This window comes from Acuticoccus sp., from assembly GCF_965213555.1.
Classification (GTDB): Bacteria; Pseudomonadota; Alphaproteobacteria; order Rhizobiales; family Amorphaceae; genus Acuticoccus.
Map to the genome: position 1 here is coordinate 1,739,097 of NZ_OZ243890.1, position 18,374 is coordinate 1,757,470.

Genomic DNA, 18,374 nt, shown 5'->3' on the forward strand with positions numbered 1-18,374 from the left:
TCGCTCCTGTGCGACCCCTCGCCATCCTCGACCGCCTCCGCGAATCCGACGTGAGGCTAACGCGGCCGGGCGCGCGATCCAACGACGGCACCGCCACAACCCACCGGCGAGACGGCAGGATGAGGTCAGAAGTAGAGCCGCTCGCCCTGAAGGTCGGCGTAGAGCGAGGCAACCTCCTCGGCATAACCGTTGAACATCAGCGTCGGGATGCGATCGTCCTGGCCGAGCGGGCGCTCCGTCGCCTGGCTCCAGCGCGGGTGCGGCACCTCGGGGTTCACGTTCGCCCAGAAGCCGTACTCGTCGCCCGCGACGTCCATCCAGAAGCTCGACGGCATCTCGTCGGTGAACGTGAAGCGGGTGATCGACTTGATGGACTTGAAGCCGTACTTCCACGGCAGCGCGAGGCGCAGCGGCGCGCCGTTCTGCTCCTCGACGGGCTTGCCGTAGGCTCCGGTGACGAGGAAGGCGAGCTCGTTGGTCGCCTCAGCGAGCGTGATGCCTTCGACGTACGGCCACGGGTACCAGGACTGGCGCTGCCCGGTGGCGACGTTCGGCTGCAGGAAGGTCTCCATGCGCAGGAACGTGGCGGAGGACCGCGGGCGGGCCAGCGCCACGAGGTCGGCCAGGGGGAAGCCGGTCCACGGCACCACCATCGACCACGCCTCCACGCAGCGCAGGCGGTAGACCCGCTCCTGGAGCGACATGCGGCGGATGAGCGTGTCGATGTCGAGGGTCTGAGTCTCCTCGACCATGCCGTCGATGGTGACCGTCCACGGCCGGACGTCGAGGTCCTGCGCTGCGGAGAAGATCCGCTTGTGAGAGCCGAACTCGTAGAAGTTGTTGTAGGTGGTGACGAGGTTTTCCTCGGTGATGGGTCGCATCACCCCGTAGCCCTCGTTGCGCGGCGCCGGGTAGAGGTCGGCGGTGGGGTCGACCTCGTACGTCGGGCGTCGGCACGTCGTCGGCGCCGCCGAACAGGCGGTCGAAGATGCCGGCGTGGGCGGGCCCGGCGAGCCCCGCGCCCATCGCGCCGAGGCCGGCGGTCTTCAGGAGTTGGCGGCGACCGCGGAAGAGGGCCTCGTCGGTCGCGGCGCGGTCCGGCAGCGTCCACCGCGGCCTCTGGAACGTCGGCATGGATGACCCTTTCACACGGACTTCGTAAACACTCGCCAAACTAGTCCGGTTAGCCCTGCCCTCAAGTTAAGTCTATGTGAGGAGCTTGGGGGAGGGAGCACGGGTCCGCGTTGCGTAGAACAGCCTCGACATCCGCTGGCCGCGACCGTGCGGCCGCCGCTCGATCCCGTCCAGGGACCCGAGGCCTCTGGCACGTGTGGCGTGGGGCGTCGTCGCGCTCGCCTGCGTCATGACGGCAGCCTTCACCGTGGCGTCGGCGGCTGCGGCGGCGATCGCCATCGCGCTGGCCGCGCTGGCCGCGCTCGTCGCAGCGCGGCCAGCGCGGGCCGAGGACGTCGTCGAGGTGACCGGCGAGGTCGAGGCCCCCCTGTCGGAGGACGCCCGCGCGGTGCTCGACGCGGCTCCGGACGCCTGCGTGATCCTCGCCTCAGATGGGACGATCCTTTGGGTGAACCGCGCTGCGCGCGAGCAGCTCGGCCTGTTCACCGTCGGCCGGCCGATCTCCTTCGCGCTGCGCGTGCCCGAGCTCGTGCGCGCGGTGGAGGTCGCCTCCCGTTCGGGCACGCAGGAGCGCGCCCGCTGGTCCGAGAAGGTGCCGACCAGCCGCTGGTTCGAGGCAGTGATCTCGCCGCTCGCGCTCGCTCCGTCCGCCGACGGGGACGCCGGCGCTGCGCTCGCCGTGTTCGTCCGCGACCTCACCGAGCAGCAACGGCTCGACCGCATGCGCGAGGACTTCGTGGCCAACGCGAGCCATGAGCTGAGGACCCCCCTCGCCGCGCTCACCGGGATAATCGAGACGCTGCAGGGCCCCGCCCGCGATGACGCGCCGGCGCGGACGAAGTTCCTCGAGGTGATGCGCGAGCAGGCCGAGCGGATGAAGCGCCTCACCGACGCGCTCCTGTCCCTGTCGCGCATCGAGATGCGCGCCCATGTGCGCCCCACCGACGTCGTCGACTGCGTCGAGCGGGTGCGCTACGCGGCGGAGATGGTGCGTCCCGTCGCCGCGATGGCGCAGGTGGCGTTGGAGCTCGACCTGCCCGGCGAGCCGCTCGGCGTGCGCGGCGATGCCGACGAGCTCGTCCAAGTGTTCGACAACCTCATCGAGAACGCGGTGAAGTACGGCGGCGAAGGTGGCCGCGTGCGCGTGTCCGTCCGGCGCGAGGACGCCGCCGCGGGGCCGGTCGTTGCGATCTCCGTGGAGGACTACGGTCGCGGCATCCCACCGGAGCACGTGCCTCGGCTCACCGAGCGCTTCTATCGCGTCGACGTCGAAGAGGCGCGCGCCCGCCGCGGGACGGGGCTCGGGCTCGCCATCGTCAAGCACATCCTAGCACGCCATCGCGGACGGCTGACGGTGCGCAGCCAGCTCGGCGCCGGCTCCACGTTCACCGTGCGCTTGCCGCTCCACCTCGGGCCGCCAGCCTGACGCGACCCAACGTGCACAGTTGTTCGTGTTTGAAAGCAACGACTTAGCGCGTCACGAAAAGATCATCCTCCTGACATACGCAGTGTTGCGTTGGCGCCGTACCTCGAGGGCAGCAAGCGGCGCGCGCCTGACGGTGCCCGGACCGCTTGCGCAGACACGAACCCGAGATCGAGGGAGTTCAGCCGTGAAGTTCAACACCATTGCGAGCGTCGCCGCACTGGCCGCTGCTGGTGCGCTCGTCGCCAACGGCGCTGTGGCGCAGTCGCGCGACCAGATCCGCATCGTCGGCTCGTCGACCGTGTTCCCCTACACGCAGGCGGTATCCGAGGAGTACGCCAACGCCACCGGCAACGCGGCCCCGGTCGTGGAGTCGACAGGCACCGGCGGCGGCATGCAGATCTTCTGCGAGGGCGTCGGCCCGAACACGCCCGACATCACCGGCGCGTCGCGCGAGATGAAGGCGTCCGAGTACGAGCTGTGCCAGGAGAACGGCGTCACCGACGTCACCGAGGTGTTGATCGGCTACGACGGCCTGTCCATCGCGGTCGCGCAGGACTCGCAGTACGACTGGCAGCTCACCGAGCAGGACCTTTACACCGCGCTCGCCGCCGAGGTGCCGGTGGATGGTGAGATCGTCGCCAACCCGCACACCGTGTGGTCCGACATCCGCTCGGAGCTGCCCGAGGTCGAGATCACCGTGTTCGGCCCGCCGCCGACCTCCGGCACCCGCGACGCGTTCGTCGAGCTCGCGATGCAGGACGGCTGCAACGAGTACGACGTCCTCGCCGAGATGCAGGAGGCCGACGAGGAGCGCTGGGAGGTGATCTGCTCGACCATGCGCACCGACGGGCCGTTCATCGAGGCGGGCGAGAACGACAACCTCATCGTCCAGCGACTGCAGTCCGACACCGATGCCCTCGGCATCTTCGGCTACTCGTTCCTCTACGAGAACCAGGACACGCTGAAGGCGGTCGAGGTGAACGGCGTCGAGCCGACCTTCGAGACGATCGCGGCCGGCGATTACGACATCGCGCGTCCGCTCTACTTCTACATCAAGAACGCCCACCGCGATGCGATCCCCGGCCTCACCGAGTTCATCGAGATGTACGTCGCTGAGGAGGCCCTCGGTCCCGATGGCTACCTCAAGGATCGTGGCCTCACCACGCTGTCCGACGAGCGGCGTCAGCAGACGCAGCAGAACGCCCTCGAGGGTGAGTCCATGGGCGCGCCGTCATAAGCGAGCCCACCCGTCGGGGGCGCCTTCGCGGCGCCCCTGGCTCCGTCCTCCGAGCAAGGGCGCCGCTCGGTTCCCGTCGCCCTTGCTGACTGCCGCAGAACGAGCCGAAAGGTCGCCGCTTGGTCGGATACGCGCTTCTCCTCGTCATCGCGATGAGCCTCGTCGCCTACTACGTCGGGCGCTCGGCGGGGGTGTCCTTCCTTCGTTCGGCGGGGACGGACATGCACTCGCTGCCGGGCTACCACGGGGCGTTCGTCGCCGTGTGGGTGGGCATCCCAGCGTTCGTCCTCGTCCTCGTGTGGGTCGCGTTCCAATCGAGCGTCATCGAGCAGCTCCTCCTGTCGACTCTGCCGCCGAGCACGACGCAGGGGCTGTCGGGCAACCGGACGACCCTCCTGCTGCAGGAGATCCGCAACGTCGCGTCCGGCATCATCTTCGGCGAGCCCTCGCCGGAGGTGCGCCGGGCGGCCGAGACCTACGTGCGCTGGCAGAACATCGCCGACTGGGCGCTCCTCGTCGTCGTCCTCGCGCTCGCCATCCTCGTGATGTTCATGACCCGTGCGCAGCTGTCGCCGCGCTTCCGCGCCCGCAATCGCTTCGAGCGCGTGGTGTCGGGCCTCATGATCTTCTGCGCGGTCGTCGCGATCCTCACCACCGTCGGCATCGTCGCCTCGCTGCTCTACGAGAGCATGGAGTTCTTCCGGCGCGTGTCGGTCGTGGAGTTCCTGTTCGGCCTCTCCTGGGAGCCGCAGATCCCGATCCGCGCCGACCAGGTGGGCATCGAGGGCGCGTTCGGCGCGATCCCCGTGTTCGCGGGCACCATCCTCATCGCGACGATCGCGATGATCGTGTCGATCCCCATAGGCATCTTCTCGGCGATCTTCCTCACCGAGTACGCGACGAACCGCACGCGCGCCGTGGTCAAACCGATCATGGAGATCCTCGCGGGCGTGCCGACGGTGGTCTACGGCTTCTTCGCCGTCCTCACCGTCGCCCCGGCGATCCGCGAGTTCGGCTCGCTGTTCGGCATCGCGGTCTCCCCGAACTCTGCGCTCGCCGCGGGCGGCGTCATGGGCATCATGATCATCCCGTTCATCTCGTCCCTGTCGGACGACGCGATCAACGCGGTGCCGCGCTCGATGCGCGACGGCTCCCTGGCGCTCGGCGCGACGCGGGGCGAGACGATGACGAAGGTGCTCCTGCCAGCGGCGCTGCCCGGCATCATGGGCGGCATCCTGCTCGGCCTTTCGCGCGCCATCGGCGAGACCATGATCGTCGTCATGGCGGCGGGGCTCATCGCGAGCCTGACGTTCAACCCCCTCGACTCGGTCACGACCGTCACCGTCCAGATCGTGACGCTGCTCATCGGTGACACCGCGTTCGACAGCCCCAAGACGCTCGCCGCCTTTGCGCTCGGCCTGGTCCTGTTCATCTGCACGCTGGCGCTCAACGTGATCGCCATCCGCATCGTCCAGAGGTACCGGGAGCAGTATGACTGACACCACGGCCAACGGCGTCACGGTGAGGCGGAGCGCCACCGACGGCTACTGGACGTCCGACCGCGCGGCCCGACGAAGGCGCTCGCGGCACGCGGCGGACATGCGGCTGCGCGCCTACGGCATCGTCGCCATCGGGCTTGCCATCCTGCTCCTCGGGATCCTTGTCGCATCGCTGATCTCCACCGGCTACACCGCGTTCGTGCAGACCGAGATCGCGGTCCCCTACAGGCTCGACGCGACCGAGGTCGGCCGCGACGACCCTGCGTCGGCCGAGTTCCGCGACGTCGTCCGCTCGTCGATCCGCGCCGCGTTCCCGGAGGCGGCCGAGGAGAACTTCCGCGAGCTCGAGCAGATGTTCACCCCGTCGACGCACTTCCTGCTGCGCGACAGGGTGGTGGAGGACCCCTCGCTGATCGGGCAAACGGTGACGCTCGCGTTCCCGGCGTCGGACATCGTCGACCAGCTCGCCAAGGGTCAGGTGGACCTTGAGCTGCCGGAGGACCGTCGTCGCATCTCCGACTTCCAGGCGCGGGTGTTCCAGGAGATGGAGGAGCGCGGGCTCGTCGCGACCCCATTCAACTGGGGGCTCCTGTTCAACTCCAACTCGCGCTTCCCCGAGCTCGCCGGCCTCTCGGGCGCCATCGTTGGCTCGTTCTACGCGCTCCTCGTATGCTTCCTCATCTCGTTCCCGGTGGGCGTCGCGGCGGCCATCTACCTCGAGGAGTTCGCTCCGAAGAACCGGTGGACCGACGTCATCGAGGTCAACATCAACAACCTCGCCGCGGTCCCGTCCATCGTCTTCGGCCTCCTCGGACTGGCGGTGTTCCTCAACTTCTTCGGGCTGCCGCGCTCGGCGCCGCTCGTCGGCGGCATGGTGCTGTCCTTGATGACCTTGCCGACGATGATCATCGTGACGCGCGCGGCGTTGAAGTCGGTGCCGCCGTCCATCCGCGAGGGGGCGCTTGGGGTGGGCGCGTCGAAGCACCAGGTGATCTGGCATCACGTCCTGCCGCTCGCGCTTCCGGGCATCCTGACCGGCACCATCATCGGCCTCGCCCAGGCGCTCGGCGAGACGGCGCCGCTCCTCCTCATCGGCATGAACGCGTTCACCACGAGCCCGCCGGGCGGCCTGCTCGACGCGTCCACCGCGCTGCCGACGCAGATCTACATCTGGGCCGACTCGCCCGAACGGGGCTTCCAGTCGCGCACGTCGGCCGGCATCCTCGTCCTGCTGTCGTTCCTCATCCTGATGAACGCCATCGCCATCGTCCTCCGCAACCGCCTCGAGCGGAAGTGGTAAGGGGAGCGCCGACATGTCGAGCACGACGAGCGACGATGTCGAGGAGGCCGCCCGCGCTCGCACGGTGGCCGCGGGCGAGACCGACAATCGGCGGCAGGCGACGCGCGAGCCCCGCACCGAGGAGGAGACGCTTGCCGCGGACGCGTCCCACGCCGAGGCCGAGCTTCACGAGCTCAACGAAGGCTTCGAGACGATCCGCCGGCACGACGACGTCGGCCGCGTCACCAAGGTCGAGTGCCGCGACGTCAACGTGTACTACGGCGAGAAGCAGGCGATCCGCTCGGTGACCATCGACATCCCCGAGAAGGCGGTGACGGCGTTCATCGGCCCGTCCGGCTGCGGCAAGTCGACGTTCCTGCGCTGCCTCAACCGGATGAACGACACCATCGACATCTGCCGTGTCACCGGCGACATCACGCTCGGCGAGCGCGACATCCACGACCCGTCGCTGGACGTCGTCGAGCTGCGCGCGCGGGTCGGCATGGTGTTCCAGAAGCCGAACCCGTTCCCGAAGTCGATCTACGACAACATCGCCTACGGACCGAAGATCCACGGCCTCGCGCACTCCAAGTCCGACCTCGACGAGGTCGTGGAGACGAGCCTCAGGCGCGCCGGCCTGTGGAACGAGGTGAAGGACCGCCTGAAGGAGCCGGGCACGGGGCTGTCGGGTGGCCAGCAGCAGCGCCTGTGCATCGCCCGCGCCATCGCCGTGTCGCCCGAGGTCATCCTCATGGACGAGCCGTGCTCGGCGCTCGACCCCATCGCCACCGGCACGGTGGAGAAGCTGATCGCGGAACTGCGCGAGAACTACACCATCGTCATCGTGACGCACTCAATGAGCCAGGCTGAACGGGTGAGCCAGAAGACGGCTTACTTCCACCTCGGCTGGCTCGTGGAGGAGGGTCCGACGGAGGCGATCTTCAAGGACCCGCAGGAGAAGCGGACGCAGGACTACATCGCCGGCGTGTTCGGCTGACGAGCCGGCCGGCTCGGACGGGAGTGATGTTGTGTCGTTGTCCACGCGCGAGAGGGAGCGCGAGCTGCAGGCGCTCGCCGGTGAGATCGCCGAGATGGGTGGGCTCGCCGAGCGCCTTGTCATGGATAGCGTCACGGCGCTGACGAGGATCGATCCGGGCCGGGCACGCTCGGTGATCGAGGCGGACGCACGGATCGACGCGATGCAACGCAGCGTGGAGCACCACGCCGTCGGGCTCATCGCAGCCCACAGGCCGAACGACAAGCCGCTGCGCGAGATGGTGGCGGCGCTGCGCATCGCCTCCGACCTCGAGCGCGTCGGCGACCTCGCGAAGAACAACGCCAAGCGCGTGCTCGCCATCGAGGGGCGCGCTTACCCTCCGCGCGTCGCCATCGGCCTCGAACACATGTCCGACATCGCCCTCGAGCAGCTCAAGAGCGTGCTTGACGCGTTCACCAGCCAGGACCTGTCGGCGGCCAGCGACGTGCGCAACCGCGACGACGAGATCGACGCGATCTACACCTCAATCTTCCGCGAGCTCCTGACCTACATGATGGAGGATCCGCGCAACATCACGTTCTGCACCCACCTCCTGTTCTGCGCCAAGAACATCGAGCGGATCGGCGACCACGCGACCAACATCGCCGAAAACATCCACTACCTCGTCACCGGCGAGCAGCCCCGCGAGGAGCGCGCGAAGGCGGACAGCTCGGCCTACCTTTCAGCCGCGTTCTCCGACGAGACGCCCGGGAGGATGTAGGGATGGCCCGCGTGATGGTCGTGGAGGACGAGGAGCCGCTCGTCCTCGTCCTGCGCTACAACCTGGAGGCGGACGGCTACGACGTGGAGAGCTGCGCCCGCGGAGACGAGGCGGAGCTGCGCCTCCTCGAGGAGCTGCCCGACCTCCTCATCCTCGACTGGATGCTGCCGGGGCTGTCCGGCATCGAGCTGTGCCGGCGGCTGCGATCGCGGCCCCAGACGGAGCACCTGCCCATCGTCATGCTGACCGCGCGGGGGGAGGAGACCGAGCGCATCCGGGGCCTCGCCACCGGGGCCGACGACTATGTGGTAAAGCCGTTCTCGACGCCCGAGCTGATGGCGCGCATCCGGGCGATCCTACGGCGCACGAGGCCCGCGGTCGTCTCCGCGCTGCTGCGCGCTGGGGACCTCGAGCTCGACCGCACGACCCACAGGGTGCGCCGCGCGATGCGCGAGATCCACCTCGGCCCCACCGAGTTCCGGCTGCTCGAGTTCCTCATGCAGTCGCCGGGGCGCGTGTTCAGCCGCGAGCAGCTCCTCGACGGCGTCTGGGGCCGCGACGTCTACGTGGACGAGCGCACGGTGGACGTGCACGTCGGCCGGCTGCGCAAGGCGATCAACCGGGGCAAGGCGAAGGACCCGATCCGCACGGTGCGCGGCGCCGGCTACGCCTTCAACGACCAGTTCGCCATGGGCTGACGGCCGGCTCCTGGCGCGGGCGACGCGGGTGTTCCCGAGCGGCGCCGTTGCGGTGCCGCCAGCCTCAGCCGGCGCGGCGGCGCGCCGGGTACGCGGCCTCGGCGTGGCCGCGGCAGTAGACCTCACCGTCGCAGGTGCGCGACCCGCAGTAGCGGAACCCGGGGTCGGACGGGTCGCCGAGGGGCCAGCGACAGGACCGGGGCGACAGGTCCGGCAGCGCGACGCCGACGCTCCACGACAGGACCTCGGCATGGACTTGCGGAGCTGCCTCCTCCTCGAGCTTGAGGGCGAGCGCACCGGCCGTCGCCGGGCGCGACGAGGCCACCACCGCGGAGACCGCGGACGCGCGGGCCGGCGCCAGCCTTGCCCGGTGACGGGCGGCGCGCGCCTGCGGGGCCTTGACCCGTCCCGAGAGACCCAGGCGGTGGACCTTGCCGATCACCGCGTTGCGGCTGACGCCGCCGAGGGAGCTCGCGATCTGGGAGGCGGACAGGCCCTCCGCCCACAGCTTGCGCAACACCTCGATCCGCTCGTCGGTCCAGCTCATCGCAGATCCCTTCGTTGCCGGCGGTCCACAGGCGGTCCACACCCCTCGCGTCCCGTCGAAGGGTCCGCGCAGGCTCGTTTCTCGCGCTCTGTGCCCGCGCTATCTGCATCGAATCGTAAAAGATTTGCCGAATCACGGTCCAGGCTCGCGGGCTTCTGCGCGACGTCAACCTTGCTTTTTCCCCAACCATCGGAAACAAGGGCCGCTTGGTCGCGGACCAACGGTCGCACGCTCCCATGGCGTTCCGCCTTACGCGACGCGCGCCCGCGGACGCTGCCTTCATGTCGGACCCGGCGTCGCAGCGGGGTCGCCGACGCTCCAGGGGGATGTGGCTGACGCCGGCCACGGGCGCTGATGGGGGTGTCCCATCGGCGGACGATCGACGTAGCGGCCGAGAAGCGGGGACCCGGCGCCAGCTTAAACCGGGCCCTAGGATGGGAACCGACGAGCGCCATGAGCACGAACAGCCTGTTTCAGACCTACAACCGCGCCGACCTGTCGTTCGAGACGGGCGAGGGCGTCTGGCTCGTGGGCTCGGACGGGCGACGATACCTCGACATGGGCGCCGGCATCGCGGTGACCTCGCTCGGCCACGCGCACCCCCACCTCGTCGCGGCGCTCCAGGACGCGGCGGCGAAGGTGTGGCACACCTCCAACCTCTACCGCATCCCCGAGCAGGAGCGGCTCGCCGCGCGGTTGAGCGAGGCGACGTTCGCCGACCGGGTGTTCTTCGCCAACTCGGGCGCGGAGGCCAACGAGGCGGCGATCAAGACCGCCCGGCGCTACCAGTACGTGAACGGCGCGCCCGAGCGCACGCGCATCGTCACAGTCGAAGGCGCCTTCCACGGACGCACGCTCGGCACGCTCGCCGCGGGCGGGACGCCAAAGTACCTCGAGGGGTTCGGGGAGCCCTTGGCCGGGTTCGACCAGGTGCCCTTCGGCGACGTCGAGGCGCTCTCGCGGGTCGTCGGGCCGCAGACCGCGGCGATCATGGTGGAGCCGGTCCAGGGCGAGGCCGGCGTCCGCACGCTGGACCGCCAGGCGCTCGCCGACATGCGCCGCGTCGCGGACGACAACGGCGCCCTCCTCATCTTCGACGAGGTGCAGACCGGCGTCGGCCGCCTCGGCACGCTGTTCGCCTACCAGGCGGTGGGCGTCGTCCCGGACGTCCTGACGTCGGCGAAGGGGCTCGGCGGCGGCTTTCCCATCGGTGCGTGCCTTGCCACCGAGCGCGCCGCGGCGGGGATGACGCCCGGCACCCACGGCACGACCTTCGGCGGCAATCGCCTTGCTGCGGCGGTGGGCAACGCCGTGCTCGACGTCGTGCTGGGCGACGGCTTCCTCGAGGAGGTGCGCCGCAAGGGGGCGTTCCTGATGCAGGCGCTCGGCGCTGTCGTCGACACGCACCCGGACGTCTACGCCAGCGTGCGCGGCGAGGGGCTGATGGTCGGCGTGGTGTGCACCATGCCCGTGGCAAAGGTCGTCACGGCGGCGCGCGAGGCCGGCCTCCTCGTCATCCCCGCGGGGGACAACGTGGCGCGGCTGCTGCCGCCCCTCGTCGCCTCCGAGGACGAGCTGCGCGAGGCTGCCGACCGGCTCGACGCGGCGGCGCGCGAGCTCGAAGCAACGCAGGCGGACGCCGCCGTCGCATGAGCGTGCGGCACGTCGTGACCCTCGCGTCCCTCCCCGGAGGGGCGCTGAGGATCCTGTTGGACGGCGCGCACCGGATGAAGGCCGAGGGGCGGCGGCGGCGCCCGCTCTTGGAGGGCCGAACGCTCGCGATGCTGTTCGAGCGGCCGTCGACGCGCACCCGCTTCTCGTTCGACGTCGCCATGCGCGAGCTCGGCGGCGGGACGATCGTCGCCTCGGGGGCCGAGATGCAGCTTGGTCGTGGGGAGACCATGGCGGACACTGCGGCGGTCCTGTCGCGCTACGTGGACGCGGTGATGGTGCGCATGTTGGACCACGACGGGCTCGTGAGCTTCGCCTCCGCGAGCACGATCCCGGTCATCAACGGGCTGACGCGGCGCTCCCATCCCTGCCAGATCATCGCCGACCTGATGACGGCGGAGGAGCGCCTCGGACCCCTCGCCGAGCGCACGCTGGCATGGGTCGGTGACGGCAACAACGTGCTGTCGACCTTCCTGGAGGCCGCACCTGCGCTCGGCTTCCGCATGGCGATCGCCTCCCCGCCGGACTACGCGCTGGCGCCGGCGAGCGTCGACGCGGCGCGGTGCGCGGGGGCGCACGTCAGGATCGCGGACGACCCGCATGATGCCGTCGCCGGCGCCGACGTCGTCGTCACCGACACGTGGAGCTCCATGGGCGACGACGACGAGGCCGCGCGCCGCACGGCGTTCGCGCGATACCAAGTCAACGAGGCGTTGATGGCGGCGGCGGCGCCGCGCGCGATCTTCCTGCACTGCCTACCGGCGCATCGCGGCGAGGAGGTGACCGACGCCGTGATGGACGGCCCCCAGTCGGCCGTGTTCGACGAGGCGGAGAACCGCGTCCACGCCCAGAAGGCGATCTTGGCGTGGGTCTTCGACGCGCTCGACTGACGGGCAGGTTCGGGCTCGCCCGCTCAGCCCCGGCTAAAGGGGGCCAACGGTGGCGGGCGCTGAGACGGTTCGTATATGATCGGGCGACACCACGCGCCCCGTGCTGCGCGCCGGACCGCCGGCGCCTCCGCTCGCGTCACCCAACGATCAGGATCCGCCGTGACCGCTAGCCCGACCGTCGATGACCTTGTCCTCCCGTTCTCCGTCGAGGCGCTCGACGTGCGCGGCCGCGTCGCCCGCCTCGGCCCCGCCCTCGACCAGATCCTGCGCCGGCACGACTACCCGCCGGCCGTCTCGCGCCTCCTCGGCGAGGCGGTGATCCTCAACGTCCTGTTCGCGACGGCGCTGAAGCTGGAGGGTCGCGTCGTCCTCCAGATCCAGTCGAACGGTCCGGTGTCGCTGCTCGTCACCGACTTCACCTCGCCCGAGGGGCTGCGCGGCTACGCGCGGTTCGACGCCGACGCGATCGCGGCGCTCCCCGACACGTTCACCCTGCCCGACATCGTCGGCGAGGGGACGATGGCCCTCACCATCGACCCGAAGGACACCGTGCGCCGCTACCAGGGCGTCGTCGCCATGTCCGGGGCGAGCCTGGAGGAGGTCGCGCACGCCTACTTCACGCAGTCCGAGCAGATCCCGACCACGGTGCGCCTCGCGGTCGCCGAGACCATGGAGCGGCGGCCCGGCGAGGAGCCGCGGCGCACGTGGCGGGGTGGCGGGGTGACCGTGCAGTTCCTGCCGGAGGCGTCGGACCGCATCATCGTGCGCGACCTCGACCCCGGGGACGCGCCGGACGACGCCCGCCGCGACGAGCGCGAGGACGACGATGCCTGGGTGGAGGCAAGCGCGCGCACCCAGAGCGCCATGGACCACGAGCTCGTCGACCCGGAGATCACCGCCGAGCGGCTCCTCCTGCGCCTGTTCAACGAGCGCGACGTGCGTGTCTTCGACGCGTTCAGCTTGAGTGCAGATTGTCACTGCTCAAGTTCCAGGATCACGACCATGCTGGAGCAATTCGGCGACGACGACCGCGCCTCGATGGTCGAGGACGGGGTGATCAAGGTGACATGCGAGTTCTGCAACACACTTTACATCTTCGATCCTGCCACGCTGGAGGAGCGAGGCACGCCGCATTGAGTTGCGCCGCACCGGCCGTTGCCGCATCGTCAGGGAACCGATACCCCCTACCGGTAGGAGCACCCGATGCGGTCCCTCACCATCCTGGTCGTTGCCGCGATGGCATCGCTCGGCGTCCCAGAGGCGTTGGCGCAGCACACACCCCAGGCCCACGGCGCGCCTGCTGCGAGCCTCGTTCCGGACAGCCCTGCCACGGCCGCGTTCAGGGACACCATGGCGCGGATGCACAGGGACATGGACATCCGCTACGCGAACGACGTCGACGTCGACTTCGTACGGGCGATGATCCCGCACCATCAGGCGGCCGTGGAGATGGCGGAGGTGCTGCTCAGCCACTCGCAGGACGCGGAGCTGCGCGCCCTGGCGGAGGCCATCGTCGCAACGCAGCAGGCGGAGATCGAGGCCATGCGCGCGATGCTGGAGCGGCTCGGCCGGCGCTGACCGCTCGTCGGGGCGCCCGATGAGGCGCCTCGGTCGCGCCGCGGCGCAGGCCGTGCTGCCGGCGCTCGTCCTGTTCGGCGCCTGGTCGTGGACCGAGGCGCTGGTGGACCGTGAGGCTGCTGGCCCGGCCGAGCGCCCGACGCCAGCCGAGACGGTGTACTCGGTGACGGCGACGGACGTCGCGCTCGGCGACCACAGGGCGACGCTGCGCGCGTTCGGCGAGGTCGTCGCCGCGGAGGCGGCGGAGCTGCGCGTCGCCTCCCCCGGCGAGGTGGTCGACGTCCACCAGGACCTCGCGGTCGGAGCGCTCGTCGCCGCCGGCGCGCCGCTCGTCACCATCGACCCCTTCGCCTACGAGGGCGCAGTGCGCGAGGCGCAAGCACAGCTCGCCGAGGCGAACGCCCGTGCGGCTGAGGCGAGAAGCCGCATCGCGCTGGAGGAGAACGCGCTGGAGCGCGCCCGCGAGCAGCTCGAGCTCGCCGAGCGGGACCTCGCGCGTGCCACGGACCTGCGTTCGGGGACCATCGCCGACCGCCAGGTGGACGACCGTCGACTCCTCGTCAGCCAACGCCAGCAGGCGGTGGACCAGCGCACCTACTCGCTCGAGGTCGAGCGGGCGCGGCTCGCGCAGCAGGAGGCGCAGGTCGACCGCCTCGAGTGGGCGGTGGAGAAGGCCGAGCGCGCGCTCGCCGACACCGTCCTAACCGCGCCCTTCGAGGCCATCGTGCGGGCGGAGAACGTCGCCGTCGGCCGCATCCTGTCGGCGAACGACGTCGCCGCCGAGCTGGTGCGGGCGGATGCGTTGGAGGTGCGCTTCACGCTGTCGGACGAGCGCTACGGCCGGTTGATCGCCGACGGTTTGCTCATCGGCACGCCCGTCAGCATGGCGTGGCGCATCGGCGACGCGCCGCTCCTCTACGAGGCGATCGTCGAGCGGATCGGCGCGGACGTCGCGAGCGATACCGGCGGCGTCGACGTGTTCGCGCGCGTCGCGATGCCGGACGGCCCGGTGCCGCGGCCCGGTGCGTTCGTCGAGGTCGCCGTCCCCGGACGCCTGCACGGCGGATCGGCGCGGCTCCCGGCCACCGCGCTCTACGGCGACGCGGTGTTCGTCATCGGTGAGGACGACCGCCTCGACCGCCGGCCGGTCACCCTCCTCGTCCGCGACGGCAACGAGGTCATCGTCCGTGGCCCCATCGCGGACGGCGAGGCGGTCGTGACGACGCGGCTCGCTGAGGTCGGCGAGGGCCTCCTCGTGCGCCGCGTCGAGCTCGGTGGGGCGGTGGCGGTGGGCAGCGCCGCCCGCGAGCCCTCGTGAGGCGGCGATGACCGGCGTTCTCGGCGCCTTCGCGCGCCATCCCAACGCGGCGAACCTGTTGATGGCGTTGATGCTGGCGCTCGGCGTGTTCGCGCTGGCCAACCTCACCGCGCGCTTCTGGCCGGCAGCGAACCTGTCGCAGGTGGAGGTCAGCATCGCCTGGCCGGGCGCGAGCGCGGAGGATGTCTCCGACACGATCCTTGCCGCGGTCGAGCCGGCGGTGCGGTTCCTCTCCGGCGTCGACAAGGTGCGCTCGGTGGCGCGCGAGGGGGCAGCGTTCACGTCCATCGAGTTCGCTCCCGGCAGCGACATGCAGAAGGCGTTCTCCGACGTCGAGCAGGCCGTCACCTCCCTCGACACGCTGCCGGAGAACGCCGAGCGCCCCGTCGTGAGCATCGACGTCATCCGCGATCCGGTCGCGAAGATCGCCGTCTCCGGTCCGTTCTCGGAGGACGCGCTGCAGACCTTCGCCCGGCGCATCCGCGACGACCTCCTCGGGCGCGACCTCGACCGCGTCTCCATCGGCGGCGCGCGCGACGTCGAGATCGTCGTCGAGGTGCGCGAGCGCGACCTCCTACGCCTCGGCCTTACCACCGAGGACGTCGCCGCCGCGGTGCGCGCCAGCACCCTCGACCGCCCCTCGGGCGTCGTCGACGGCGTCGTGGACCGGCAGATCCGCGTGCTCGGCGGCGGCGAGACGCCTGATGCGATCCGTGAGTTCCCGGTCAAGGTGCTGCCGTCCGGCGAGACGATCACCGTCGGCAACATCGCCGATGTGCGGCAAGGTTTTGCCCGCGGCTCGGTGTCTGGGCTGCGCGACGGCGACCCCGCCATCGAGCTCACCGTGGAGCGCTCGCCGTCGGCCGACGCGCTCGCCGCCGATCGCGCCGTGCGCGAGTACCTCGAGGAGGTGCGACCGACCCTGCCGGCGAGCCTTGAGCTGAAGCTCTACGACGTGCAGACCGAGATGCTGTGGGACCGCATCGAGATCCTGGTGCGCAACGGCTGGCAGGGGCTCGCGGTCGTCCTCGTGGTGCTGTTCGTGTTCCTCGACGCGCGAGTCGCGTTCTGGGTCGCGCTCGGCATCCCCGTGGCGTTCGCCGGCACGCTGGCCGTGATGCTCGCCACCGGGCAGACCATCAACATGGTCTCGCTGTTCGCACTCATCATGATGCTCGGCGTCATCGTCGATGACGCCATCGTGGTGGGAGAGCACGCTGACACGCTGGCCTCGCGCGGCCTGCCCATGGATGAGGCGGCGACGCGCGGCGCGAGCGAGATGCTGGTGCCCGTGCTCGCCTCGTCGGTGACCACCGTGGCCGCCTTCGCGCCGATCTTCCTGATGCGCGACGTGATCGGGCAGATGATGTCGGCGATCCCGCTCGTCGGCATCGCCATCATCCTCGCCTCGCTCGTCGAGTGCTTCCTGATCCTGCCGGGACACCTCGCCCACACCGGTGGGAGCGGGCTGCGCCTCGGTCGCCTCCTGCGGCTGACGGTCGTGGCCGGGCTCGGCGCCGCCTTCATCGGCGGGCTGGTCCGCGCAGGGGCGTGGCTCGCGGGCGAGGCGGACGGGGTGCTCGCCTCGCTCCTCCTGCTGCCGCCGAGCCTCGTCGCGGTGGTTGCGATCCTCCTCGGCCTCGCGCTGGCCGGCGTCGTGGAGCGTCGCCTCGCGCGGCGCACCCGCCGCCCGAGGCGTTCCCCGCTCGCAAGGTTCCGCGCGGCCTTCGACGGCACGTTCAACCGCTTCCGCGACGGGCCCTACGCGCGGTTCATCGCGGCGACCTATGCGTTCCGCTACACGACGGCGGCGGTCGCGGCGGGGAGCATCCTCGTCGTGGTGTACGGGCTGTACTTCGGCGGCGGGCACGTGAAGTTCGTGTTCTTCCCCTCGCCGGAGGCCGAGTCGATCTCGGCGCGCGTCGAGTTCCACCCCGGCACGCCGCGGGAGCGCGCCATCGAGGGGGTCGCCTCCATCGAGGCGGCGCTCATGGGCGCCGAGGCCGAGCTCGGCGAGGAGGGCGCGTTGGTGTCGGATGCCTACGCGCTCATCGGCCGCGCGGGGCGGGACCGTGGCGACAACCTCGCGACGCTGCAGGTGCAGCTCACGCCATCCGAGGCGCGCGACGTGCGCACGCCCGACATCGTGCGGGCGTGGCGCGAGGCGCTGCCGGAGCTCGCCGGGGTGAAGACCGTCGCCATCGAGGAGCGACGCGGCGGCCCTCCGGGTCGCGACCTCGACCTCAAGCTCGCCGGCGCCTCGCCTGGAGCGCTGAAGGCCGCGGCCGCGGACGTCGTCGCCGCCGTCGAGGCGTGGGACGGGGTGAACGGCGTCAGCGACGACCTGCCCTACGGCAAGCCCGAGCTCGCCATGCGCCTCACCCCGCGCGGCGAGGCGCTGGGCTTCACGTTGGACAGCGTCGGCACGCAGGTGCGCGGCGCCTTCGAGGGACAGATCGCCCGCCGCCTGGTGGTCGGTCCGGACGCGCAGGAGGTGCCGGTGCGCGTGCGCCAGCGTGCCGACGGTGCCGCCGTGTCGGTGGACGAGCTCTTCCTGCGCTCCCCCACGGGCAAGTTCGTTCCGGCGTCGGAGGTGGTCGAGGTGGAGGAGCGCAACACGTTCTCCCTCATCCTGCGCCGCGACGGGGTCGTCACCGTCGCCGTCACCGCCGACGTCGACCCCGACATCATCACGCCCCAGGCGCTCACCGAACGGGTCGCTGCCGAGGTGCTGCCGACGGTGGAGGCACGCCACGGCGTGCGCGGTGAGTTCGGCGGTCGCGACCTCGAGCGGCGGCGATCGTTCGAGGACCTGAGGCAGGGCGCGCTGCTCGCCATGGTCGTGATCTACCTGACGCTCGCCCTGGTGTTCGGCTCCTACTGGCGGCCCGTCGTCATCATGCTCATCATCCCGTTCGGCGCGGTAGGGGCGATCCTCGGCCACGTCATCCTCGGCATGAACCTCACCATCGTCTCGTTCGTCGGGCTGCTCGGGCTCGCCGGCATCCTGGTCAACGACAGCATCATCCTGGTGAAGCGCTTCGACGAGCGGCTCGCCGAGGGCGCGACGTTCGCCCAGGCCGCCGTGGGCTCGAGCGCGGACCGGCTGCGCGCCGTGCTCCTCACCTCGCTCACCACCATCGGCGGACTGATCCCGCTTCTGTTCGAGAGGAGCCTGTCGGCGCAGTTCCTGCTGCCGATGGCGGTGACGATCGTGTTCGGCCTCGCCGCGGCGACGCTCATCGTGCTCGTCCTCGTGCCGACGCTGCTCGGCATCGGCAACGACGTCGGCCGCCTGCTCGCCCTCCTCATCGGCCGCACGCCGGCGCCGGCGCGCTGA

General features: G+C 70.6%; 15 protein-coding genes. 13 read left to right on the forward strand and 2 right to left on the reverse strand.

All coding sequences use genetic code 11. The features are described from left to right. Positions 1–125 precede the first annotated feature (125 nt). The gene (gene msrP / locus ACOOE8_RS08385; protein WP_420394664.1) at positions 126–881 is read right to left on the reverse strand and encodes a protein-methionine-sulfoxide reductase catalytic subunit MsrP; all 756 of its coding nucleotides are present in this window, start codon (positions 879–881) and stop codon (positions 126–128) included. A gap of 449 nt (positions 882–1,330) precedes the next feature. On the opposite strand from msrP, the gene ACOOE8_RS08390 reads away from it, so the two are divergent. From ACOOE8_RS08390 to phoB, 7 genes are all read left to right on the forward strand, one after another. Then, positions 1,331–2,560 carry an ATP-binding protein gene (locus tag ACOOE8_RS08390; protein ID WP_420394366.1) on the forward strand — a complete coding sequence of 410 codons (1,230 nt, stop codon included), beginning with the start codon at positions 1,331–1,333 and terminating at the stop codon, positions 2,558–2,560. 184 nt (positions 2,561–2,744) lie between these two features. Continuing rightward, positions 2,745–3,797, forward strand: a complete 1,053-nt coding sequence (locus tag ACOOE8_RS08395) for a substrate-binding domain-containing protein (protein ID WP_420394367.1) — start codon at positions 2,745–2,747, stop codon at positions 3,795–3,797. A gap of 119 nt (positions 3,798–3,916) precedes the next feature. Then, positions 3,917–5,296: a phosphate ABC transporter permease subunit PstC gene (gene pstC, locus ACOOE8_RS08400; protein WP_420394368.1), complete on the forward strand. Its 1,380-nt coding sequence runs from the start codon at positions 3,917–3,919 to the stop codon at positions 5,294–5,296. Next, positions 5,289–6,596, forward strand: a complete 1,308-nt coding sequence (gene pstA, locus ACOOE8_RS08405) for a phosphate ABC transporter permease PstA (protein ID WP_420394369.1) — start codon at positions 5,289–5,291, stop codon at positions 6,594–6,596. The genes pstC and pstA overlap by 8 nt, the downstream gene beginning before the upstream one ends. 13 nt (positions 6,597–6,609) lie before the next feature. Next, positions 6,610–7,572, forward strand: a complete 963-nt coding sequence (pstB, locus tag ACOOE8_RS08410; protein ID WP_420394370.1) for a phosphate ABC transporter ATP-binding protein PstB — start codon at positions 6,610–6,612, stop codon at positions 7,570–7,572. Positions 7,573–7,603: 31 nt separating this feature from the next. Continuing rightward, on the forward strand, positions 7,604–8,332 hold the full coding sequence (gene phoU / locus ACOOE8_RS08415; RefSeq protein ID WP_420394371.1) for a phosphate signaling complex protein PhoU: 729 nt from the start codon (positions 7,604–7,606) through the stop codon (positions 8,330–8,332). A gap of 2 nt (positions 8,333–8,334) precedes the next feature. After that, on the forward strand, positions 8,335–9,030 hold the full coding sequence (phoB, locus tag ACOOE8_RS08420; protein WP_420394372.1) for a phosphate regulon transcriptional regulator PhoB: 696 nt from the start codon (positions 8,335–8,337) through the stop codon (positions 9,028–9,030). Between the two features lie 64 nt (positions 9,031–9,094). Here the strand turns inward: phoB and ACOOE8_RS08425 are convergent, their stop codons facing one another. Beyond that, positions 9,095–9,577: a GcrA family cell cycle regulator gene (locus ACOOE8_RS08425; protein ID WP_420394373.1), complete on the reverse strand. Its 483-nt coding sequence runs from the start codon at positions 9,575–9,577 to the stop codon at positions 9,095–9,097. 453 nt (positions 9,578–10,030) lie between these two features. On the opposite strand from ACOOE8_RS08425, the gene ACOOE8_RS08430 reads away from it, so the two are divergent. The 6 genes from ACOOE8_RS08430 (at position 10,031) to ACOOE8_RS08455 (ending at position 18,374) form a co-directional block, all read left to right on the forward strand. Then, positions 10,031–11,230, forward strand: coding sequence for an aspartate aminotransferase family protein (locus ACOOE8_RS08430; protein ID WP_420394374.1), 1,200 nt, complete (start codon positions 10,031–10,033; stop codon positions 11,228–11,230). Further along, positions 11,227–12,138 (forward strand): ornithine carbamoyltransferase, encoded by a 912-nt coding sequence (gene argF, locus ACOOE8_RS08435; protein WP_420394375.1) that lies wholly within the window; start codon positions 11,227–11,229, stop codon positions 12,136–12,138. The genes ACOOE8_RS08430 and argF overlap by 4 nt, the downstream gene beginning before the upstream one ends. A gap of 159 nt (positions 12,139–12,297) precedes the next feature. Next, positions 12,298–13,275, forward strand: a complete 978-nt coding sequence (locus ACOOE8_RS08440) for an Hsp33 family molecular chaperone (protein ID WP_420394376.1) — start codon at positions 12,298–12,300, stop codon at positions 13,273–13,275. Between the two features lie 66 nt (positions 13,276–13,341). Then, entirely contained in the window at positions 13,342–13,716 is a 375-nt protein-coding gene (locus ACOOE8_RS08445; RefSeq protein WP_420394377.1) for a DUF305 domain-containing protein, read from the forward strand. Positions 13,717–13,735: 19 nt separating this feature from the next. Further along, positions 13,736–15,034: an efflux RND transporter periplasmic adaptor subunit gene (locus ACOOE8_RS08450; RefSeq protein ID WP_420394378.1), complete on the forward strand. Its 1,299-nt coding sequence runs from the start codon at positions 13,736–13,738 to the stop codon at positions 15,032–15,034. 7 nt (positions 15,035–15,041) lie between these two features. Beyond that, positions 15,042–18,374 carry an efflux RND transporter permease subunit gene (locus ACOOE8_RS08455; RefSeq protein ID WP_420394379.1) on the forward strand — a complete coding sequence of 1,111 codons (3,333 nt, stop codon included), beginning with the start codon at positions 15,042–15,044 and terminating at the stop codon, positions 18,372–18,374.